Annotated in this window: 19 protein-coding genes and 1 riboswitch; of the genes, 8 read left to right on the top strand and 11 right to left on the bottom strand. The window is 38.9% G+C overall.

Going from position 1 to position 21,581, the window contains the following annotated elements; all coding sequences use genetic code 11:
- Positions 1 to 23: 23 nt before the first annotated feature.
- The gene (locus MTCD1_RS00985) at positions 24 to 2,048 is read right to left on the bottom strand and encodes a putative bifunctional diguanylate cyclase/phosphodiesterase (RefSeq protein WP_057182370.1); all 2,025 of its coding nucleotides are present in this window, start codon (positions 2,046 to 2,048) and stop codon (positions 24 to 26) included.
- Positions 2,049 to 2,261: 213 nt separating this feature from the next.
- Between MTCD1_RS00985 and rraA the strand changes: the two genes are divergently transcribed.
- The gene (gene rraA / locus MTCD1_RS00980; protein ID WP_057182372.1) at positions 2,262 to 2,747 is read left to right on the top strand and encodes a ribonuclease E activity regulator RraA; all 486 of its coding nucleotides are present in this window, start codon (positions 2,262 to 2,264) and stop codon (positions 2,745 to 2,747) included.
- Positions 2,748 to 2,797: 50 nt separating this feature from the next.
- On the opposite strand, the gene MTCD1_RS00975 is transcribed toward rraA, so the two are convergent.
- The 5 genes from MTCD1_RS00975 to orn form a co-directional block, all read right to left on the bottom strand.
- Positions 2,798 to 4,411, bottom strand: coding sequence for a GGDEF domain-containing phosphodiesterase (locus MTCD1_RS00975; RefSeq protein WP_057182374.1), 1,614 nt, complete (start codon positions 4,409 to 4,411; stop codon positions 2,798 to 2,800).
- Between the two features lie 100 nt (positions 4,412 to 4,511).
- The gene (locus tag MTCD1_RS00970) at positions 4,512 to 5,045 is read right to left on the bottom strand and encodes a hypothetical protein (protein WP_057182375.1); all 534 of its coding nucleotides are present in this window, start codon (positions 5,043 to 5,045) and stop codon (positions 4,512 to 4,514) included.
- Positions 5,045 to 6,988, bottom strand: coding sequence for a tetratricopeptide repeat protein (locus MTCD1_RS00965; RefSeq protein ID WP_057182377.1), 1,944 nt, complete (start codon positions 6,986 to 6,988; stop codon positions 5,045 to 5,047). Before MTCD1_RS00965 ends, MTCD1_RS00970 begins: the two co-directional genes overlap by 1 nt.
- Before the next feature lie 112 nt (positions 6,989 to 7,100).
- A riboswitch (cyclic di-GMP riboswitch) is annotated at positions 7,101 to 7,183 on the top strand.
- Between the two features lie 261 nt (positions 7,184 to 7,444).
- Entirely contained in the window at positions 7,445 to 9,226 is a 1,782-nt protein-coding gene (locus MTCD1_RS00960; RefSeq protein ID WP_057182379.1) for a DUF885 domain-containing protein, read from the bottom strand.
- A gap of 77 nt (positions 9,227 to 9,303) precedes the next feature.
- On the bottom strand, positions 9,304 to 9,849 hold the full coding sequence (gene orn / locus MTCD1_RS00955) for an oligoribonuclease (RefSeq protein ID WP_057182381.1): 546 nt from the start codon (positions 9,847 to 9,849) through the stop codon (positions 9,304 to 9,306).
- A gap of 98 nt (positions 9,850 to 9,947) precedes the next feature.
- On the opposite strand from orn, the gene rsgA reads away from it, so the two are divergent.
- The 5 genes from rsgA to MTCD1_RS00930 all read left to right on the top strand — a co-directional run bounded on the left by rsgA (position 9,948) and on the right by MTCD1_RS00930 (position 15,760).
- Positions 9,948 to 10,994, top strand: coding sequence for a small ribosomal subunit biogenesis GTPase RsgA (gene rsgA / locus MTCD1_RS00950; protein WP_057182383.1), 1,047 nt, complete (start codon positions 9,948 to 9,950; stop codon positions 10,992 to 10,994).
- Between the two features lie 9 nt (positions 10,995 to 11,003).
- Positions 11,004 to 11,897: an archaetidylserine decarboxylase gene (gene asd / locus MTCD1_RS00945; RefSeq protein WP_498067562.1), complete on the top strand. Its 894-nt coding sequence runs from the start codon at positions 11,004 to 11,006 to the stop codon at positions 11,895 to 11,897.
- 151 nt (positions 11,898 to 12,048) lie between these two features.
- A complete protein-coding gene (locus MTCD1_RS00940) occupies positions 12,049 to 12,432 on the top strand; it encodes a BlaI/MecI/CopY family transcriptional regulator (protein WP_057182385.1) in 384 nt (127 codons plus the stop codon).
- Between the two features lie 15 nt (positions 12,433 to 12,447).
- Positions 12,448 to 14,613 (top strand): M56 family metallopeptidase, encoded by a 2,166-nt coding sequence (locus tag MTCD1_RS00935; protein WP_057182387.1) that lies wholly within the window; start codon positions 12,448 to 12,450, stop codon positions 14,611 to 14,613.
- A 124-nt stretch (positions 14,614 to 14,737) separates the two neighbouring features.
- Positions 14,738 to 15,760: an alpha/beta fold hydrolase gene (locus tag MTCD1_RS00930; RefSeq protein ID WP_057182389.1), complete on the top strand. Its 1,023-nt coding sequence runs from the start codon at positions 14,738 to 14,740 to the stop codon at positions 15,758 to 15,760.
- Here the strand turns inward: MTCD1_RS00930 and MTCD1_RS00925 are convergent.
- The gene (locus tag MTCD1_RS00925) at positions 15,753 to 16,673 is read right to left on the bottom strand and encodes a cation diffusion facilitator family transporter (protein WP_082606580.1); all 921 of its coding nucleotides are present in this window, start codon (positions 16,671 to 16,673) and stop codon (positions 15,753 to 15,755) included. The two genes, MTCD1_RS00930 and MTCD1_RS00925, sit on opposite strands and share 8 nt — an antisense overlap.
- 137 nt (positions 16,674 to 16,810) lie before the next feature.
- Between MTCD1_RS00925 and trmL the strand changes: the two genes are divergently transcribed.
- Entirely contained in the window at positions 16,811 to 17,275 is a 465-nt protein-coding gene (gene trmL, locus MTCD1_RS00920) for a tRNA (uridine(34)/cytosine(34)/5-carboxymethylaminomethyluridine(34)-2'-O)-methyltransferase TrmL (protein ID WP_057182693.1), read from the top strand.
- A gap of 70 nt (positions 17,276 to 17,345) precedes the next feature.
- On the opposite strand, the gene gpsA is transcribed toward trmL, so the two are convergent.
- The 4 genes from gpsA to MTCD1_RS00900 all read right to left on the bottom strand — a co-directional run bounded on the left by gpsA (position 17,346) and on the right by MTCD1_RS00900 (position 19,754).
- Positions 17,346 to 18,350 (bottom strand): NAD(P)H-dependent glycerol-3-phosphate dehydrogenase, encoded by a 1,005-nt coding sequence (gene gpsA, locus MTCD1_RS00915; protein WP_057182391.1) that lies wholly within the window; start codon positions 18,348 to 18,350, stop codon positions 17,346 to 17,348.
- Positions 18,351 to 18,399: 49 nt separating this feature from the next.
- Positions 18,400 to 18,897: a protein-export chaperone SecB gene (gene secB / locus MTCD1_RS00910; protein ID WP_057182393.1), complete on the bottom strand. Its 498-nt coding sequence runs from the start codon at positions 18,895 to 18,897 to the stop codon at positions 18,400 to 18,402.
- 109 nt (positions 18,898 to 19,006) lie between these two features.
- Positions 19,007 to 19,270, bottom strand: coding sequence for a glutaredoxin 3 (gene grxC / locus MTCD1_RS00905; RefSeq protein WP_057182395.1), 264 nt, complete (start codon positions 19,268 to 19,270; stop codon positions 19,007 to 19,009).
- Positions 19,271 to 19,328: 58 nt separating this feature from the next.
- Positions 19,329 to 19,754 (bottom strand): rhodanese-like domain-containing protein, encoded by a 426-nt coding sequence (locus MTCD1_RS00900; RefSeq protein ID WP_057182397.1) that lies wholly within the window; start codon positions 19,752 to 19,754, stop codon positions 19,329 to 19,331.
- A gap of 199 nt (positions 19,755 to 19,953) precedes the next feature.
- Here MTCD1_RS00900 and gpmI point away from each other — a divergent pair, with 199 nt between their 5' ends.
- Positions 19,954 to 21,516, top strand: coding sequence for a 2,3-bisphosphoglycerate-independent phosphoglycerate mutase (gene gpmI / locus MTCD1_RS00895; RefSeq protein ID WP_057182399.1), 1,563 nt, complete (start codon positions 19,954 to 19,956; stop codon positions 21,514 to 21,516).
- Positions 21,517 to 21,581: the final 65 nt, after the last annotated feature.

Below are 21,581 nucleotides of genomic sequence, written 5' to 3'. Positions count from 1 at the left end.
ATGGGGTTATAAAGAAGCTTGTCCTAGCGTTTTTTTCTTTTAAGGTAAAGTACCAGTTCATCTTCAGGCAAGGGCTTGCTAATAAAGTAGCCTTGCACCGCATCACAACCTAAATGGCGTAATAGGTTAAGTTGCTCGACAGTTTCAACACCCTCAGCTAAGACACGTTTACCTAAACCGTGTGAAAGGTCTATCATAGACTTAACTATGGTTAGATCTGAGTCATTAATAGCCACCTCGTGAATAAAGCTACGATCAATTTTTATTTTATCAATAGGTAACTCTCGTAAGTAAGCGAGAGATGAATAGCCAGTACCAAAGTCATCAATTGACACCTTAATGCCCATGCTTTGTAATTTAACAATGCTGTCCATTGCTCGGGCAATATCAGTCATAACCACGTTTTCAGTGATTTCTAATTCTAGATAGCGAGAAGGTATACTATATTTATGCAATAGATTTTGAATATTCGTGACCAGTTGCTCATTTTGAAATTCAATAGCCGTTATATTTACCGCGATAGCAATACGACGTTGGTATAAATTGAACCAGCGCTCACTCGCTTGGCAAGCCTTGTCTAAAATATAATTATCAAATTCATTATGCATATTCAAAGCTTCAATTTCACTCAAGAATTCACTCGGAGCAAGCAGGCCTTTCTCAGGGTGCTGCCAACGAACTAATGCTTCAACACCTTCGAGTTTATTTGTTAATAAGTTTAATTGCGGCTGGTAATATAAAATAAACTCATCATGCTCTAATGCTGCTCTTAACTGCTTTTCCATGATCAACAAATGTCGTCCCTGTGCTTGCATTCCTTCTTTAAAGGCGACAGTGGCAATATTGTTAGTTTCTGCATGATGCAAGGCAAGGTTAGCTTTTTGTAAAAGTTCCTCTGCTTTATCAGCATCGTCCGGGTAAAAGCAGTAACCAATACTCGCTTGGATTGATATTTCTTGCTGTTCATAACGAAAGGTTCGTTCAATAAGTTCGTGGATATGGCTTACCGCTCTATCTACATGGGAAGCCTGCTCAAATTCAATAACAAACATAAAAGAATCACCACTTAAGCGTCCTACCGCCTGAGGCATAAAAACACTGTGATTAAGTCTGCTGGCAATTTCCCCGAGAATATAATCACCTATTTTTAAGCCGTAGGTATCGTTAACAAATTTAAATTGTTTTATATCGATTAAGAAAACCGACAGTTTTAACTGATTTTTGTTGGTTTTATTTGCTTGGCTTAGCTCATGTATTTTATCGGATAACTTAGCCATCACTTGTTCGCGATTGAGTGCTCCGGTTAACGAGTCATGTTTACCTAAGTATTGCGCTCTATTAATGGCATTTATAGCGGCAAACCTCTCTGCACCTTGCATCCAAATAAGTAAAATAAAACCAAGAATACTGTGGGCAGCGACATCGAAATATAATAAAAACAACTCTAACTGACGAAACCAAGGCTCAGTTAAAGCCACAATAGAAATGAAAGAATGGATTAAATAACGAAGACCAATAACCGCAGCAAAGTACATTAATACTTTGCTAGAAAAGTAACTCGTTTTATCAAATAAAAGGTAACTTGCTAAAGCGAGAAAGCTACAACCAAAAATAAAACTAGGCAGGCTAATCGTTAAATAAAAATGATTGAACGCCTGGCTGGGGTCAAAAGAAAACCACAGTGTGGTGGTTAAACTGACAACTATAATTAAACTCAGTCCAGCTATTGGTATCTTATTAGGGATTGCTTTATGCGTTTTAGCATTAAACACACCCAGCACCAGGAAAAATAAAAACGAATACTGACAAGTTTGCAGAATGAATTCTGCGATAAAGTGCCAGTTGTTACTGGCCAAATCCACACTGGTATACGGGAGAAAAGCCTTAATAAAATAGCTAAGACTTAACATGGCTATACTGACTAACCAATACATGACATATTTACGCAAGAAAGTGCGATAGTAAACAACAAAGACAAATAACAACACCGAAAAAACTACGGCTTGCGTCGCGAATAAAAAAGTCCGTGGCGTAATATAATCTATCATAAAAAATGTTTAATCATAACTATCAAGAGATCCACTTAAAGCCAGTCGTTGTCGACAAATGAATTGAGGTTTTAGTAGCCAAAGGTAGTGCTATTAAAAAGGCTTTTACCTTTGAATTCAAGTAATACCCGCTAAATATATAATAGGTTTTATTTTATTCATAACAATATATACTGACCTTGAATATTATCTTCAAATAAAAAGAGAGCTAGCATGCAATATAACACCTCTGAATTATGTGACTTTTATGCCGATTTAATTGATGTTGTTGATCCTATTTTTTGTAACTATGGTGGTGTCAGCTCATTTGCTGGCCAAGTTGTCACGGTAAAGTGTTTTGAAAATTTAGGTTTGATAGCTGAGTTAGTGAAGCTTAATGGCAAAGGAAAGGTGCTAGTTATTGATGGTGGTGGTTCAACCCGCCGTGCGCTTATTGATATTAATATTGCCCAGTGTGCTGCTAGCAACGGCTGGGAAGGTATTATTTGCAATGGTAGTGTTCGCGATGTCGATGCTTTAGAAGATATCGATATGGGTATTCAGGCACTCGTGGCAATTCCTGTAGGGGCAAGTGATCAAAGTATTGGCGAAACTGATATTGCCATCAACTTTGCTGGCGTGACTATACTACCTGATGACCATATTTATGCCGATAATACTGGCATTATACTGTCACCTGAAGCGCTAGATATTGAATGACCTCAAGGCTGATGCTAAGGCATCAGCCTTAATTATATAAGCCAATGAGCTTAATAAATTGACGGTTTAGCTTCAGGAGGAATTGACTCTGGGTGCTGTAAATACCACTTTTCTAACCAAAGTTCTATTTCCTCAGGTATTACACCTGAATGAATAATATCTCCCTGAATTAACTCTCCGCCCATAGCTATATAAGCTTGTGAGGCATCATGCCGGTCAATGTTAGTACCAACAAGTGGGATTTTCATGCTGCGTGTTAAGGTAACAAGTGCATTGGTAATGGCCTTATCTACTCGATTGCTACTGTCATTGGTTAATTGCTGACAATCTACCTTTAATTGATGTATGGCCATTTTACGGACATATCGTAATGATTCATAACTGCCAGAAAAGTTAGCAATAGAAATTTTTATCTCTAATGATTTAAGTTGATCTATTATATTTTTTACCCGCTGACTTGCATTAAGCATGACTTGTTCATTCAGCTCAATCATTAAATATTTACCCGCTATGCCATGCTGTTGTAGCTTTTGTTCAATAAAGTCAACTAAATCGACTTCAAACAAGTTTTCACTCGCTAAACTGACGGAAATACGCTGATAGACACCAATACGGTGTAAAGTTTCAAGCGTGGTGAAAGCTTGCTCAAACATATACTTTGTTAAACGATACAGTTCGCCACTTTGCTCAGCGAGGGTTGAAAATTCAGACAATTCAAGTGGTTTATGATCATTTCTCTCATACCAATGCACGTTTAATTGAAAGCCAACAATATGGTAATTATTTATATTAACTTGCGGCTTTAAATAGCAAAACAACTTTTCATCTTCTATATCTTGACGAAGTGATTCCATCCGCGCCAGCTGACTTTGTGTATATAAAATACTACTATTATCAAAATAACTAATCACTTGCTGAGATTGTAGTCCGTTAAGTAATGCGTCTCCAGCATGGGCAATTACCTCTTCAACACTATTACCATGCTCTCCCGAAATGGCGATACCAAAGGCCAGTTCAAAGTTTAAAGAAAAACTTTTAAAGCTCAAAGCATCCGGAACTGCATCACCAAGCTGTTGACACAACTCATTCAACATACTTTTATCATCGAAGCGATTGTCAGTTAAATTATATACCACTAAAAACTGTAAGCTTTGCAAGCGAGCAATACGGACTGGCTCAAGGTTATGAGCAAAGCTCAATAATTTTTTATTGTTAACTATTTTTTGTCGTAAACAATAAGCAAGCTGAAGTAATAAAATATCTGAATTGTGATAGCCTAATAAACTATTTACTTGTTCAAAATTAATAGGTTTGAATACCACAGCAGCATAACGTTGCCCGGTACTTGCTTTGATTGCAGATGCAAAGATTTTTAATGCTTGTTGGGCGGTAGGTAAGTTAGTTACCGGATCATGGGTATAACTAAAGAGTTCTTCGACACTGATGGTTTCATTGCCAGTATGGCTAGTTTCTGCGCTAAAGAGCTTTTGGGTAAGCAACCAAACTAAAGTAATGGCGATAATAATAGCAACAATATAGCCAGTCATTGCCATTAATCCCATCGGTAATTGCTCTCGATAAAGCTGGGAAAATAGTGCTGACAGAGCGACTACGACGATAACAACAATAAATAAAAAAAAGTACTTGGCGTTAAAATGACTCATATTTAACCACAGCCCATCCTGGGAAATTTTACTAATACAAAAAACAGCCTAATAAAAAAGAGGCTATTGTACAGAAATTCTAATTACTTAAGCGCTATGCTTAAGAGATACAAACACTTTTTTTATTTTTTGATGATACATTATTACTATCATCAATAGTTAGTAAGGCTTCAACTAAAAAAAGAAAACCGTTTAAATTTTCACTAGACCAATAACGCTGTAGCTGTTTATCATCAGTGACGATTAATGCGACAAATTTCTTATAAGCCGCACTATTATGGTTTTCAAAGCACTTTTTGCTTACCGCTTTAAGGCGGCCTTTTCCTTTCAGACATTCCCTAAAAATAATACTGTAATTATTGATTAATGGGCTAATCAACTCAAGGTGTGTAATGAGCTGTTCATATTCACTTGCTGTTGCCTGCACTTTTAAACTTGCCAATCTAGCTTTAGCAAATTCTTGACCTCGGGTAGCAACGAGTATCATAGAGTCAACTAAGGCTTTATTTTCTTTGCGGGTAGCTATACTGTCGCGTTTTTGGCTTATTAACTGTCGCTGTAGCTTCTCAGCGCGAAGGAAAAAAAAGATACTAATCACTACAAAGGCAGCGGTTATAATTAAAACAAAAAACATTAAGACACCTTAGACTGATTAACTGGCTTGATGTTAACAGATTCAGCTATATGTGCCAAAAATAGATAGGGATCAATATCTTTATAGTCCGGCGTCTTTAATGAATATTTCATTGTGATGCTAAAACGACCTAAATTAGCAAAGGCTCGACTATTTAAGGCTTGTACCAGTTTATCCAGTTTCATATGCGCCTCCGCACTACTTACGTGTTCAAACATCAATAAATACTCCCCTTGATTAAGTAAGCCAGCGTAATCAAACTCAGTTAATTGTTCATTGATTAAGCTGGCTATATCTTTAGTTACTTCCTTAATGCTTTTATTATTGAAATGAAAAGTCAACTCTTGCCAGTTTTCTACCACTAGATAGCCGACACTCAAGGGGTATTGAAATTTACGGGCTTTTTTAAAAGCCAATTGATAATCAAATTTAGTTTGCATCGGCCCAGTCATGATATAACTCGGTTTTTCAATTTCTTCATAGGCTAAATTTATTCGTTGTGTTTTTAACCTCAAGAAAAAGCCAAGTAAGGTAATCAACAATAAACAAACCAGGGCAGATAAACTAATAATAATGGTGCGTTGCTTTTGGTATTTACCAACAAAACTACTCGATAGCTCACTGTTTTGTGCTAATTTAACTGCCAAATTTCTTGACTCATGCAAAGGCTCAACGATTGCCTGTGGGTCGGTGATTAAATATGATAACCCATGAGCTAAAGTGGCAGATTTTTTCATATCTTTCAGTTTCGTTAATAGTACCTTGCTATGTTTTTCCCGCCAGAGGTAAGCGCTTTGATAATTATTATCGGCAAGGTACATTTCGGCAACCATACGATAAAAGCCAGCGTACTCTAAGGAAATATCTTCACCGTCCAGTAATTGTAATACCTCAACTAGCAGTGCATAACCGGCACTATTTTGTGCTATTGCTAACCTTGCGCTGGCTAAAGCGACCATACTTTCAATTTGTTCATCAAGCATGTCATTGTGCTTAAATATAGCAATAGTTGGCTCTAGTGATTCAATGGCTTCATCAAACTGCTGTTGAGAAATTAAAACAATACCTAAACCTTTACTGGCATAAGCAGCACTAATTGGCGCAGTCTTATTTTCCGCATAGCTTTTAGACTGCCAAAAAGCATTATAAGCATCATCAAAGCGCTGTAAGTAGAAATAGGCATAGCCTAAATATAAATAGGTTTGATCCAGATTGTCCAATAGCCCCATTTCAAACCTTAATTTCAAAATCTTTAACTGCATAGTCAATGATGTTTGATAATCACCCAAGTAGTGATAGGCCAAGGACAAAATAGTTAATAACTCAATATGTTCAGTCAATTCACTTTTGTTAATTCCTCGTTCAACTTGTTGTAAATCAGCTAAAGCAGCTTGATGTTCTCCCAGCATAGCAAACGCGACGCTACGATAACTAAGCAAGAGTAATTGATGTTTTATATTACGGCTATATTCACTATTATTTACTGCCGTTTGAATCAGAATGAGTAGCTGTTGATACTTTTCTCTGGCAACATAAACTTCCGCAAGTTTTAACAAAAGCGCCAACTTTATTTTTTTATCCCGACTATTGACCGATAAGCCACTTTGAGCAAAGTCATGTACTTGGTTGATATTTGCTTGATTGCTAGCCACATTAGCCGCGAGTAAAAACACCTTGGCTAGGATATCATTGGAGTAATTTTTGCGGTTATCAAGAATTTTTTCTGATAGCTTTTTTACCGTATCAGCATTAAGACTTTCACTATTGACTTTTAGCAATTTCAGCACTTGATTACTCAAAATGATTTGCTCAGAAGAAGGCTGAGCATAAGCATTAACTGCAAATAATGAAAAAAATATTACTCGTTTAAACGTTAATATTATCAAAGAAAATAACTGCCTATTAGTCATATTCATACCGTTAGTGATTGAAAAGAAAAACATTGAAAGTTATCCAATAGTATTTATTACTACTTTTAACCTATAAAGCTAAGCAAAAGTAGCCTTTTCTGTTTACATTTATAAAACTCCCCCTATAATGAGGTTGAGCTTTATAGCTTGATAAGGGCAAATCTAATGAAAGTTAGAGACGCAAAGTTACCGGTCTAAAGGGAAACCTATGATAGCGGGACTACCAAGTTTAGATATAGTGGGGGCTTATCTTAATTCGATATTCCACTATCTGTTTCTTCCGTTTTCTTTGCGTGCTCCCTCTCCCTTAATTCTTAAGGTTAGTTAAACTCCTCATTAACTGTACAAGTTACTTTTAAATTACTGATTGATTATCAATTAAGTAACTGATCGTACCGCTTTATTACCCCAGTAATCACCTCACTAATGGCAGTATTTAAGCCGAATGTTACCTAAGGTAAATCTGGCTATGCCCTGAGATAAATAAGCTTATTTATTTTGTTCAGTTTGCTCATGGATATACTGCATAACGACTTTATCCATCATAGATAATGGCATAGAACCATGCTTGAGCAATTGATCATGAAAGTCTCTTAAATCAAAATCTTTGCCTAATGCTTGCTCTGCTGTTTTACGCAAACGTTTAATAGTTAATTCGCCTATTTTGTATGACAATGCTTGTCCTGGCCAAGAGATATAGCGATCTATTTCTGTGGTAACATTGTGCAATGACAAAGCAGTATTACTCGCTAAAAAATCAATGGCTTGTGCTCTACTCCAGCCTTGAGTATGTATGCCGGTATCAACGACTAAGCGGCACGCTCGCCACATTTCATAAGTTAATCGACCAAAGTTATGATAGGGGTCTTCATACATGCCAGCCTCAATGCCAAGATATTCCGAGTACAAGCCCCAACCTTCGCCAAAGGCTGAAATGTAAGTGCGATTGCGAAACTTTGCCACATTAACCATTTCTTTAGCTAAAGATATTTGCAGGTGATGACCTGGCACAGCTTCATGGAGTGTTAGTGCGGTTAAAACATAAAGTGGTCGACGGTCAAGTCGATAAGTATTAACCCAGTAGTTACCTGGCTGATCATCTCGAGATGAGCCCTCATATCGACCCGTAGTATACTTGGGGGCAATATTAGCAGGCACAGCCATAACACCATAAGGCGTTCTTGGTAGTGTTTTAAAGAGCGCAGGTAATTTAGCATCCATTTTTTTAGCTATAAAAGCAGCCTCTTTTAATAACTCAATTGCCGTGGTGGCATAAAACTGAGGGTCGGTACGTAAAAATTGCACAAATTCGGCAAAATCCCCATCAAAGTTAACTTGTTCAATAACAGCGTCCATTTCAGCACGTATACGCTTTACTTCCGCAAGACCTTGTTGATGTACTTGCACTGCTGTCAGAGGCAAGGTGGTATAATGCCTCAACCTATTTTGATAATAGGCTTCGCCATTCGGTAAAGAGCTGGCGGCAATATTATCTCGGGCATTGGGTTGGTATTCATTCACCATAAAGTCATAATAAGCTCTATATGCAGGCATAACTTTAGTGCTCAAAATATGCTTAGCTTGTCGCTGTAAATCCTTTTGCTGGCTTGGCTTAATAAAGGTAGACATGTTATTAAAAGGTTTATAGTAATCACTCTCTGTGACATCTTCTTTAATATAAGCGGAGATAGATTGCTCAAAGCCGATAAGAACAATTTTAGGCTGGCTAATTCCGTGTTTCAGTCCGGCTTTCATCCAGTGAGTTTGCTGTGAAAAATAGCGTGGTAATGCCGCTAAACGTGCTAAATAATCTTGGTAATCGGCCAAGGTTTTAAAATCAACTTTCGTGGAAATATTGGCTATCCAAACATGAAAACCTGACTCGGCCATGAGTGGCATGTAATGTTCTTTGTTAGTGTAACTATCTAACTGGTTTTTTAGGCTATAAGTGAGTACTGATAAATCAATCTGATTATCTTGATTTAACTTTTCTTCATCTAGGGTAATTAACTGCTGATATATAGCCAAGCGCTGTTGATATTGCCCTAATAAAGTCTCTGCTGATAGGTTGGGTAATTTAGCATTATTACCACCTACCTCAGGCTGATTAAAAGGACTTGCTTGTAGATAAAACTCTTCATATATTTGAATAATATGAGCTAATTTTTGCTCTTCACTATTGTGATTCTTAGCTATATTCGTGGCATTGCTGGTATTAATTTGGCAAATACTCAGTGCAAAAAGCACTAGATAACTGATTATATTTTTCATTGGGCTTACTCAAAAATAAAGGTGGCACGATAATAACGCTATATAATTTTTGTGCCTTAGTTTTTTGTCTGTTAAAACTATAGTTTGAAGAAGAGTTCTCTATAAACTTTTAACTCAGCAATAGATTCTTTTATATCATCGAGCGCTAAATGTGCGCCGGTTTTAACCACAGATTCTAGTACTTCAGGCTTCCAACGCCGAGCCAGCTCTTTTATGGTACTAACATCTAGATTACGATAATGAAAATGCTCTTCGAAGTCAGGCATATACTTATTTATAAAGCGCCTATCTTGTCCGATACTATTACCACACATAGGTGACTTACCTTGCGGTACCCATTCTTGCACAAAAGCCACACTTTGTTCGGTTGCGTGCGCCAAACTTACCTCGCTATCACGGCACCTTTGCGTAAGCCCTGATTGACCATGATGTTCAATACACCATAGGTTCATATTATCTAGCACTTCATCACTTTGATTGATGGCAAATATTGGCCCTTGCGCTAAGATATTTAAATGACTATCGGTGATAATAATAGCAATTTCTAAAATAACATCATCGTCAGGATCTAGTCCCGTCATTTCCAAATCAAGCCAAATTAAGTTACTGTCATTACCCGCCATAAATTTCCCTTAAAAAAATGCACAAGCATTCATATATTATTGTTAGTATAATACGCCAGAACTAAGTTGGATCAAATTAAATAGTATGAATAATTCACATGGCTAAAGTAAAAAAACTGACTAAAGGTCAGCAAAGACGCATTAAAGCAAATCATGATAAAAAACTGCAAGGCGGTAAAGATAAAGTGCAGTGGGATGATGGCGACCTCGGCGCTCCTGAGCAAGGGGTGATCATTAGTCGCTTTGGTCAGCACGCCGATGTCGAAAATAATAGCGGTGAAATTTTCCGCTGTAATTTACGCCGTTCGATAGCTTCCCTAGTTTGTGGTGATAAGGTGCAATGGCGTCTTGGTAAACAAACCCAGCATAGTATTACTGGCATTATCGAAGCCGTGCATGAGCGTGATACCGTGTTAAGTCGCCCCGATGTTTATGATGGGATAAAACCTATCGCGGCTAATATTAGCCAAATTCTGATTGTCTCTTCGGTATTACCCGCTTTTAACAGCGATATTATTGATCGCTATTTAGTCGCGGCTGAACAGACCGGTATTACCCCTGTTATCGTGCTCAACAAAACGGACTTACTAGACAGTATTTCCACCGACGAACAAGCGGCAATCAAAAAGCAATTACAAATCTATCAAGATATTGGCTATCAAGTACTTTATGCCAGTTGCATATCTCTTGACGGTATTGAGAAACTAAAGTTACAACTTGCTGAACATACCAGTATTTTCGTCGGTCAGTCAGGTGTCGGTAAATCAACCTTGGTCAATGCCTTAATGCCTGAATTAGGGCTGTTGACAAAAGAAGTCTCAGAAAACTCAGGTTTAGGGCAACACACCACCACAGTGGCACGCTTATATCACTTTATTGAGGGCGGTGATTTAATTGACTCCCCAGGTATTCGTGAATTTGGTTTATGGCATTTAACCCCTGAACAAGTTTGCCATGGTTTTATCGAGTTTTCAGATTATATTGGCCTATGTAAATTTCGAGATTGTAAACATCAAACCGATCTCGGCTGCGCCTTAATAGCCGCGGGTGAAAATGAAAAAATAAGCCCTGATCGCCTAGCGAGTTTTCAGCGCATATTAGCCAGCCTCAATGATAATACATTAACCTCACGTTTTAATAATTAAGGAAACCGAGTGTCTTCAAAAAACAATCTTAGCGATAAAATTAAAATTGCCTGGCAATACATTATGCCTAAACACGCTATTTCACGTTTAGTAGGTAAGTTTGCGGCGGCAAAAATGGGTTGGTTAACTACTAAGCTTATTAGTCTATTTATTAAGGCTTACGGTATCAATATGAATGAGGCGAAATTAAAAAACGCCAGTGATTTTGACACCTTTAATAACTTTTTCACCCGTGAATTAGCCGACGGGGCTCGCCCTATTGATGATGATAACAATTCCATATGCTACCCCGTAGATGGGGCCATTAGTCAACAAGGTGATATTGTTGACGGTCAGCTTATCCAAGCAAAAGGTTTCAATTACAGTTTAACCTCTTTACTTGGTGGTGATGCCGCAACAGCAGCACCTTTTCAAGGCGGTAAATTTTCGTGTATTTATCTTGCGCCAAAAGATTACCATCGCATTCATATGCCCATGGCCGGTACTTTGCGGGAAATGATTTATGTGCCAGGGGAACTATTTTCTGTCAATCCACTAACGGCTCAAAATGTGCCCGATCTTTTTGCCCGCAATGAACGTGTTGTCGCTATTTTTGATACCGAATATGGCGAACTGGCTATGGTATTAGTTGGCGCAACAATTGTTGCTAGCATTGAAACAACCTGGGCAGGTGTTATTACCCCACCCGCAGGCAAAGACATCTTCAGATGGCAATACCCTAAAGAGGGCAGCAAGGCTATTACTTTTGAAAAAGGTGATGAAATGGGCCGCTTTAAGCTAGGTTCAACGGTCGTTAGCACCTTCGCCCCGAATATGTTGAGTGAATTTGCCGCCAATGCGGGCCCAGGTACGGTCACTCGTCTTGGCGAGGTTTATGCCTCACTAGATAAATCAGCAAAATAGACCTTTTACTCAGTACGAATATCAATCAACAAAACGGTTGCTCATTTAGTGTACTCGATATAAGCTTAGATGAAATACGATTAAATTCGTAACTTGGCTAAGTATTATAAAAATACTTAGCCTAATAAAAACGATCAAAAAGGAAGTGTACATGGCGCATGATAATTCTCCGGTGAAACCCACAGAGGCAGAGTTAACCTTACTCAATGTTCTTTGGAAAATGGGGCCCGCTACGGTACGACAGGTGCATGATGTTGTTAGTGCAACGCAAAAAACAGGCTACACCACCGTATTGAAAATACTGCAAATTATGCATGAAAAAACATTAGTCATTCGTGATGAAAGTAATCGCGCACACGTTTATGCCGCGGCTAATAGCCAAACACACACACAAACATCACTTATTAGAGACCTAATAAGTAAAGCTTTTGGTGGCTCTACCTCGAAACTAGTAATGCGCGCTATTGATGACTCAACCAGTACGCAAGAAATCAATGATATTCGTCAGCTGTTAAACTCATTAGAAAAACAGTAAGACTCTACTTTAATTATGCTTGAACAATTATTTAATAGCCCTTTTTTATATAGCTTATCGTTAACCTTAGTGCACTTTTTGTGGCAAGGTTTATTGGTGGCATTTATACTAAAGTCCGCATTATTTATTATTGATAAAAGTAAGCCAATATTACGCTATGCCTTAGCAATATTAGCCATGTTAACAAATGCCTGCCTCGCTATACTTACCTTTGTCATGGTCTATCCTGACACCAATTCAGGCATTAACAGTAACCTCAGCCCTATTGCGTTAACGAGTTTAGTCCATGAGTTAACCCAGAAGAATGCGTTGTTAAATTACCATGAATTACTACCCTCAATATTAGCTTACTCCTTGCCTTACCTGTCATTACTTTGGCTGGCGATAATTACTGCACTTGCCTGTAAGCTCTTAATTGAGGTTCGAAATGTAAATAATTTACCTATGTATGGCAGCGTTTCCCCCTCTACTGCTTTACTAGCGCGCTTTGATGAATTAGCTCAGCAAATAAAGTTAACAAAAACCCCTAAGCTACTTATCTCATTAAAAGCCGAAGTACCCATGGCAATAGGTTGGTTAAAACCCGTAGTATTACTACCCGCGAGTATGGTCACTGGCTTAAGTTCGGCTCAACTTGAAATGCTAATTTTGCATGAACTAGCTCATATTCGTCGCCATGATTATTTAGTTAATTTTCTGCAGACACTTATCGAGTTATTATTTTTTTTCCACCCTAGTGTGCATTGGATAGGCAAACAAATACGCAATGAACGTGAATATTGTAGTGACGATATTGCGGTGCAACATTGCGGTGATGCCATTGCCTATGCGCACACCTTAACTGATACCGCCTCGTTATGTGCTAAAGCGAATTTTCATACCATTCCAACGATGGCAATGGCCGCAACAGGTGGTGATTTAAAAGCACGAGTACTTCGTATTGTTGATCACCATTGTGCACCGAGCAATAATGCTAGCAAATGGCTCGCTGCTATTAGTCTCTTACTGGCATTAACCTTACTGAGCATAAATCAATTACTCACCATGCCATACGCCCAGCAGCTAAATAATCATTTCCCTTGGCAAAAAAACAATGCCTTTAGTCCGTATGTTTTTCAAAAAAATGTTAGCGCAGTTGAGCTCAATAAAACCCTATTCAAGCAAGAAAACACTAAAATAACCAAGGATTCCATTGCTCAGCAACTGTTAAATAGTCAGGTGAATACGACTAATAGATCACCGGTTGATCCTGCTGATAGTCAAAGTGACGTTAGTCTAGTAAGACCTAATGATATAGCATTAACGACTGCAATGATTGAACCCTCGTTTCAGCAACAAGAGCAAGTTATTGCTGAACCCACAATAAAAATGACCGCGGTTTCTCCGCCTGTGTCTAGCCAAGTAGCTAACAGAGATAAAGTACAAATAACTAAAATCCCTTTAACGGATAAGCAAAAAAAACCACTAGAAAAATCGTTTAATAGTCGGATAAATACCGCTCAACATAAAGTAACTAATCCGGCAGAGGATGGCTTAAACGCTAAATTAACGGCTGAAAAGGCCATACTCAGTGTTAGTGTGGTAGAACAGAGTCTAATAAAGACTAGCGCCACCATGGTTGCTCCAACGCAATCAAGCTCAATAACAAAAGTGACTAAATCAACAGCAGCTATCAACTTAGCGGCGGTATCAGCTACGCTTGATTATCCTGAGCAAGGTAATAGGCATTTCCCCGCACAATTCAATAATAAATTTCACAGTAACAACAGCCCTTATGCTCAGTTTTCATATCGCCAAGAGCTCAACGAATTAGCCGTACAGGATGAGCTATATACCGCATCACATGCTCTGGCTTCAACAACTGCTTTAATAAAGAAGACCAGTAAAGAAACCATAGCAACACCTAGGTCACATGTAGCAAAGCTATTGAATTCAATCAGCCCTATTTATCCAACCTTGGCTAAACGCCGTGGCATAGAGATGGAAGTAAAAGTAAATTTCACTATTGATCTTAATGGTAAAGTAAAAGATATTCACTTTAGCCAGCAGAGTAAACTAATCTATTTCAAATCGGCTATCCGCTCAGCACTGCGAAAGTGGCGTTTTAGTCCAGCAACCAAAAACAACCGAAATGTTAACAGTAAAATGAGTAAAATATTCTCTTTTAGCTTGCATGCATAACATGACTTTATGTTGAATACTTAATGCTCAAGGTAAGGCGTAACCCAGCCCTCTAAAAATAATCGACGCTCACATAGACTTACCTCAATAGCCACTTATTTCACCTTACTTATTAGGGTTCCACTTGAGCCAAATATCCCAGTTTAACCAAGAAAAAAACATTAAGGGTATGCTGCCAGATAAAATAACCTCTTTCTGGCAACAAGGCTTATTTCATTCATTTTCTGGTGTGAATAAAGTAAATATTCATTATGCGCAATTTATTCAGCAACAAGAGCAACTGCCAACTATCGTTATAGTATCAGGGCGTGGTGAAAGTTATTTAAAATACCAAGAACTAACGTTTGATTTATACCAGCAAGGCTATAATATTTTTATCCTCGATCACCGCGGTCAAGGTTTATCTGGACGTTTACTGGCCAATTTACATAAAGGTTATGTGGCTAAATTTCAACACTACGTTGATGATTTACACTACTTCATTGAAAATATCGTGACACACCACTGTCCCGCTAAACCTTACCTGTTAGCTCACTCAATGGGTGCTGCCATTGCCACCCGCTTTATGCAAGACTCACCCAAGGCCATTGCAGCTGCAGTAATTTCATCACCTATGTTAGGCTTCTATTCAGGTTTATTACCGACATCTATTGCATACACACTTATAGCCGCCAAGCTAACACTCAATAACTTAATCAGTAAAACACCTTGGTATTTTTTTGGACAAAAAAACTATTCTGCCGTTACTTTTAGCGAGAATAAGTTGACTCACTCAACAAAGCGTTATCAAATTTTTATCGACTTATACAAAAAAAACAACGTCATTCAACTTGGTGGGGTTACTACACATTGGTTAGCGCAGAGCATTGCCGCGCAAAAAAATATTTTCGCTAACATGGCTCAACTTAAAACACCGATATTGTTACTGCAAGCAGGGCGTGATAGCGTTGTTTGCCAACAAGCACAAAATGACTTTTGTCAGCAGTTACATAAGTTACAACCACAGTCTTGCCCTAAGGGAGTACCAAGTAGGATTGATGGTGCATTGCACGAATTATTCTTTGAAATAGATGACTATAGAAACAGCGCCTTAAGCCAGACTATAAATTGGTTTAAGCAACATAAAACTGCTGCAGCAATTAGCTAACAGAGCCTTTTGACTGCTCACTTTGCACTACCGAGCTAGGATCGTGATGAATAAAGACTTCGCAAGGGGCGAACAGGCGACAAATTTCATCTTCAATTTCATCGCCTATGCTATGCGCTTCAAATAATGATAAATCATCACTTAATTCTAAATGAAACTGCACAAAGCGCTTCACGCCCGACTGCCTTGTTCGTAACTCATGAATACCCATGGCTTGGCCGTTACTTAAAACAATAGCTCTTATTTGCGCCAGTTCCTCATCACATAACTCACTATCCATTAACTGGGAAACACTTTGTACCATAATTTGACCCGCGCCAAAAACAAGATAAAGAGCGACCAATATGGTGAACACACCATCAGCGTGTAGCCATATACCTTGACTCAAGATGATTGCGGCTAGAACCCCTAAATTTAGCAATAAATCCGATTGATAATGTAAGGCATCACCACTGATAATAATGGAGCCAGTACGCTTTATCACGTAACGCTGAAAAGTGACTAAACAAAGTGTTAAGGCAATAGCGATAATAGTCACCCAAATAGCCACTTCACTTTGCACTATAACTTGTGGATTAAGAACCCGGTAGACGCCACTGAAAATAAGGATAATGGCAGAGCCAAGCACAAAAGATGCTTGTACTAACCCCGCTAAACTTTCCGCTTTACCATGACCAAAGCTGTGCTCTTTATCTGCTGGTGCAAGGGCAAAACGCAGAATAACAATACTCATTAGCGAAGCGAATAAATCTAAAATCGAATCAGTGGTAGAAGCGAGCATGGCGCTAGAATCAGTAACCAGCCAAGCATAGAGTTTAATCACCACTAAGATCAGTGCTATTGAAGTAGAAGATATAGCGGCCCGCCGTACCCATAATGCATATTCGTCCGTTGATATTGAACTTATCGCCATAGCCAATCCTTGAAGAAAATTAAGAGCTAAAAGTTATTTGTGCTTATAGCCGCTTCCAATCAAGCGGTAAGTTACACCGTGTATTTTAACGGGTAACAAGTATATAATAACAAAAATTTTATCCGATGATGATTGTTATGCTAGATGTTGTACTTTTTCAACCACAAATTCCGCCCAATACCGGTAATATTATTCGTTTATGTGCAAACTCAGGCTTTCGTTTGCATTTAATTGAACCCTTAGGTTTTGATTTAGAGGATAAAAAATTACGTCGTGCCGGTTTAGACTATCATGAATTTGCCGCAATACAACGCCATGCAAATTTCAAAGCTTTTATGGACAAAGAGCAGCCCAAGCGAGTATTAGCCATAACAACTAAGACCAACAATTTTTATGGCGATGTTAAGTTTCAAGCAGGGGATTATTTATTGTTTGGCTCAGAGACGGCGGGATTACCCGAAGAAGTTCGTGTACAAATCCCAGATAAAAATAAAATTAGAATTCCGATGTTAAAAGAAAGTCGCAGTATGAATTTATCAAACGCCGCAGCGGTAATTGTTTACGATGCTTGGCGTCAATTAGGTTTTCCAAACGCGGTATAATAAGCCGGGTATAAAGTAAGGGTAAATCGGCTTTCAAGCCGATTTACCCTGCTATTTCTAGGTGATGAAGTTATTCAAATTTCTTATCACGAGAAAGTAAATCAGCCGCAGCTAACTTGGTATCTTTGCCACAATAAAGTACTTGGTATACTTGTTCAACAATAGGCATTTCCACGCCATGTCGTTTGGCTAGCATATACACTTCTCTTGTATTACGGTAGCCTTCAACTACTTGCCCAATATCAGTAATAGCTTGCTCAACTTCACTGCCCTTACCTAACGCTAAACCAAATCGGCGATTACGAGATTGATTATCTGTACAGGTAAGAACCAAATCACCTAAGCCTGCCATGCCCATAAAGGTGGCCGGCTCAGCATTTAACGCTAAACCTAAGCGGGTCATTTCAGCTAAACCTCGGGTAATTAATGCCGTACGGGCATTGGCACCAAAACCAATACCATCAGATATGCCGGCGGCAATAGCGATAACGTTTTTAACGGCACCACCAAGTTGTACACCAATAAAATCTTTATTCGAATAAACCCGAAATAATTTTTCACAATGCAGTAAGTCTGATAACTCAGCAACAAAATCATCATCTTCAGATGACAAGGAAATAGCAGTAGGAAAACCTGAAGCCATTTCTCTAGCAAACGTAGGACCGGATAGCACCGCTAAAGAGACTTTACTGCCAAGTATCTTAATGGCGACATTCTGCAATAAATCCCCAGTTTCAGGATCTAAACCTTTAGTAGCCCAAGCAATTTTTGCATTGCTGGTTAACATTGGCTTAATTTGCTTAAGCATATCGGCAAAAGCATGGCTTGGTACCACAACCAATATATTATCACTCGCTTGCACTGCCTTTGTTAAATCAGCTTCTAGTACTAAAGCATCAGGAAAAGCACAGTCCTCAAGATATTTAATATTTTGTCTATCTTGCGCCATGGTAGCGACATGTTTAGTATCACGCCCCCATAACAGGGTTTTATGACCATTTCTGGCTAAACAAATTGCTAGGGCTGTGCCATAAGATCCGGCACCGAGCACAGTAATTTTTGCAGCTAAAGACATATTCAACCCTATTTATAAGCTAATGTTATTTGCACTTAAGTACTAATGACTAGTGTGTTTCGCTGCTTTGAGGCATGTTCTCTTTTGCTGCACGTTGCTGTACATAAGAAGCATATAAACCTTCAAAGTTAACGGGTGTTAAATTAAATTGTGGGAAAGAACCGCGGTTTACTAAGCTTGCTACCGTCTCACGTGCATATGGGAACAATGTTGTTGGGCAAAAAGCGCCAATAGTATGGGCTAATTGAGCTTCAGGTAAGTTACCAATAGTAAAGATGCCAGCTTGTTGTACTTCCGCTAAAAAGGCTGTTTGACCTTCAACGGTGGCGGTTACTGTTACAGATAACACCACTTCATAAGTATCATCAGCTAACTTAGTCGAGCGGGTATCAAGGTCTAACTTGATCTCTGGTTTCCAATCTAACTGAAATATGGCCGGAGAATTTGGTGTTTCAAAAGAGACATCTTTAGTATAAATACGTTGAATGGAGAATTCTGGAGATGGTTGTGTTGCTTCACTGTTCGCTACTTGGTTTTCTTCAGCCATGAGTGGCTCCTTTATTGTAATTGTTGTCAGTAAACTTAACTGATTGAGTCTTATTATTATGCGTTTAGAACCAATCGGACTAATTTATTGCTCATTGAGCGAGCATTAATTAATCCGTTTGGCATAATAACGCATCTAGCTGATTATTCATTTCTAAGGCGACTAATTGATCACAGCCGCCAACATGTTCATCATTAATAAATATTTGTGGTACGGTATAACCGCCATTGCTACGTTCAATCATGGCGGTACGCATAGTCATATCACCATCGATCTTAATTTCATTGTAAGCTACCGATTTACCTTTGAGTAAGGCCAATGCATGAGTACAATAAGGGCAGTATGCTTTGGTATAAATATCAACTTTTGCCATTTTAATTTCTCTGTCATTAATTAATGATATGGATTAGTCATGTGGACAAGCGAACTAATTATTTTGCTACCGGTAAACCGGCACCCGTCCAACTATTCATACCACCTTTTAGTACACTAACACGGCTGAAACCAGCCTTAAATAAATCGTTAGCTATTTGCATAGCACTCATACCGGCCGCACATACTACAATGATGGGTTTGTCTTTATATTTTTCAAGACTAGTCAGACCATTCTTGCTGATTTTTTCACTAGGCAAGTTGATGGCATCAAGGATATGTCCCGCTTTAAACTCTTTGTCCTTGCGGATATCAAGGGCAACGCCTGCCTCTCTATTCATTAAAAAAGTTAAATCTTGTGTACTAATTTGTTTAATTGGCGACATTTTCATTTTAATTGTCATGAAGATAATCATTACCACTAAGGCAACCCAAACCGCGCTCAGCATGCCATTATCGACTGCAAAAGTAATTAATTGTTCCATAAATAAAGACCATTTTTTATCAAATTTCGAATCGGCATATTATACGCAAATCACTTAGAATTGCGAGCATATACCGCGAGGTAAAACTTAGTAACCCATGTTGGAACATTTCTATGTTAAATCCTTAGTGAATAACACCATACTAGGGTGTACAATACTTGCCGATAAAATACGGTAAACATTAACTATAACGGGGAAAATAATGGCGCATAAAAAATCAATGGTACTAATGATTCTAGATGGTTGGGGATACAGAGAAGAGACTAGTTCAAACGCTATACACCATGCAAAAACCCCCGTATTAGATGACTTAAAAGCCAATTACCCTAATATGCTTATCGATACTTCAGGCATGGCTGTCGGTCTACCCGATGGACAAATGGGCAACTCGGAAGTTGGCCATGTAAATCTAGGTGCTGGCCGTGTAGTGTATCAAGACTTTACTCGTATCACTAAAGCCATCAACGATGGTGACTTTAAGGATAACCCGACGTTATGCCAAGCGGTTGATAAGGCCGTATCTGGGGATAACGCCGTACATATTTTTGGTTTACTCTCTCCTGGTGGTGTCCATAGCCATGAAGATCATATCTTCGCCATGATGGAACTTGCCAAAAACCGTGGCGCAAAAAAAGTCTATTTACATGCCTTTCTTGATGGCAGAGATACTCCGCCTCGTAGTGCACAAGCATCCTTAGCAAAAGCCCAACAAAAATTTACTGAATTATTTACCGACACAGGAAGCGAAGGACAAATAGCCTCTGTTATTGGTCGTTACTATGCCATGGATAGAGATCAACGCTGGGATCGTGTTGAAGCAGCTTATAACTTGATGGTTAGTGGTAGCGGATTACACCAATATAATAACGCCTTAGATGCCCTAACTGCGGCTTATGAACGCAATGAAAATGATGAGTTTGTTGGCGCCAGCGCGATAACTACGCCATCGGGGGAAACTATCAAAGTAAATGATGGTGATACGTTGATTTTTATGAATTTTAGAGCCGACCGCGCCCGTCAATTTAGCCGATGTTTTACCGAAAATAACTTCGAGGGTTTTCAACGGAAATGCACGCCAGCCATCGGTAGTTTTGTGATGTTAACCCAGTATTCAGTCGACATTGACGCACCATCAGCTTTTGCGCCAGCGACGTTAACTAACGTCATGGGTGAATGGTTAGCCAAACATGATAAAACACAACTACGTATTTCTGAAACGGAAAAGTTTGCCCACGTCACTTTCTTCTTTAGCGGTGGTAAAGAGGATAATTTTGCCGGAGAAGAGCGCATATTAATACCCTCACCCGATGTGGCGACTTACGATTTACAACCAGAAATGAATTCAACAATACTCACTGATAAGCTAGTCGGCGCTATTGAAAGTGGTCAATATGACTTTATCGTCGTCAACTACCCTAATGGTGACATGGTTGGCCATACGGGTAACTTTGCTGCGACAGTAAAGGCTTGTGAAGCCGTAGATACTTGTGTTGGTCGTGTAGTTAAAGCATTACAAGAACATGGTGGCGAATGTTTTATTACCGCCGATCACGGTAATGCTGAGCAAATGGAAGATCCCATATCAGGCCAAGCACATACTGCCCATACCTGTGAGCCGGTACCACTAATCTATGTTGGCCGTAAGGCTACTCCCGCAGCGTCGGGTACTTTAAGTGATATATCACCAAGTATATTGCACTTAATGGGCATGGCACAGCCGGAAGAAATGACCGGTTCAATATTAATGCCACTAACGAAGTGATCTTAAAGCAGCCATGATAGCTTAAAAAATGTGCTTGCCGACACCAGAGCAATGGCTAGTCAAGA

Source organism: Colwellia marinimaniae, assembly GCF_002207865.1.
Taxonomy (GTDB): domain Bacteria; phylum Pseudomonadota; class Gammaproteobacteria; order Enterobacterales; family Alteromonadaceae; genus Colwellia; species Colwellia marinimaniae.
The sequence above is the reverse complement of the archived record's forward strand: the minus strand, read 5'-3'. Positions and strand labels throughout refer to the sequence as shown.

Coding starts and splice junctions, on each gene's coding strand:
- grxC (WP_057182395.1), bottom strand. CDS start 19,270: ATGGCAAAAGTTGATATTTATACCAAAGCATACTGCCCTTATTGTACT.
- MTCD1_RS00960 (WP_057182379.1), bottom strand. CDS start 9,226: ATGAAAAATATAATCAGTTATCTAGTGCTTTTTGCACTGAGTATTTGC.
- MTCD1_RS00925 (WP_082606580.1), bottom strand. CDS start 16,673: ATGGCGATAAGTTCAATATCAACGGACGAATATGCATTATGGGTACGG.
- MTCD1_RS00935 (WP_057182387.1), top strand. CDS start 12,448: ATGCTTGAACAATTATTTAATAGCCCTTTTTTATATAGCTTATCGTTA.
- orn (WP_057182381.1), bottom strand. CDS start 9,849: ATGGCGGGTAATGACAGTAACTTAATTTGGCTTGATTTGGAAATGACG.
- secB (WP_057182393.1), bottom strand. CDS start 18,897: ATGGCTGAAGAAAACCAAGTAGCGAACAGTGAAGCAACACAACCATCT.
- gpsA (WP_057182391.1), bottom strand. CDS start 18,350: ATGTCTTTAGCTGCAAAAATTACTGTGCTCGGTGCCGGATCTTATGGC.
- MTCD1_RS00975 (WP_057182374.1), bottom strand. CDS start 4,411: ATGAGTCATTTTAACGCCAAGTACTTTTTTTTATTTATTGTTGTTATC.
- MTCD1_RS00965 (WP_057182377.1), bottom strand. CDS start 6,988: ATGTTTTTCTTTTCAATCACTAACGGTATGAATATGACTAATAGGCAG.
- MTCD1_RS00985 (WP_057182370.1), bottom strand. CDS start 2,048: ATGATAGATTATATTACGCCACGGACTTTTTTATTCGCGACGCAAGCC.
- MTCD1_RS00970 (WP_057182375.1), bottom strand. CDS start 5,045: ATGTTTTTTGTTTTAATTATAACCGCTGCCTTTGTAGTGATTAGTATC.
- rraA (WP_057182372.1), top strand. CDS start 2,262: ATGCAATATAACACCTCTGAATTATGTGACTTTTATGCCGATTTAATT.
- MTCD1_RS00900 (WP_057182397.1), bottom strand. CDS start 19,754: ATGGAACAATTAATTACTTTTGCAGTCGATAATGGCATGCTGAGCGCG.
- rsgA (WP_057182383.1), top strand. CDS start 9,948: ATGGCTAAAGTAAAAAAACTGACTAAAGGTCAGCAAAGACGCATTAAA.
- MTCD1_RS00940 (WP_057182385.1), top strand. CDS start 12,049: ATGGCGCATGATAATTCTCCGGTGAAACCCACAGAGGCAGAGTTAACC.
- trmL (WP_057182693.1), top strand. CDS start 16,811: ATGCTAGATGTTGTACTTTTTCAACCACAAATTCCGCCCAATACCGGT.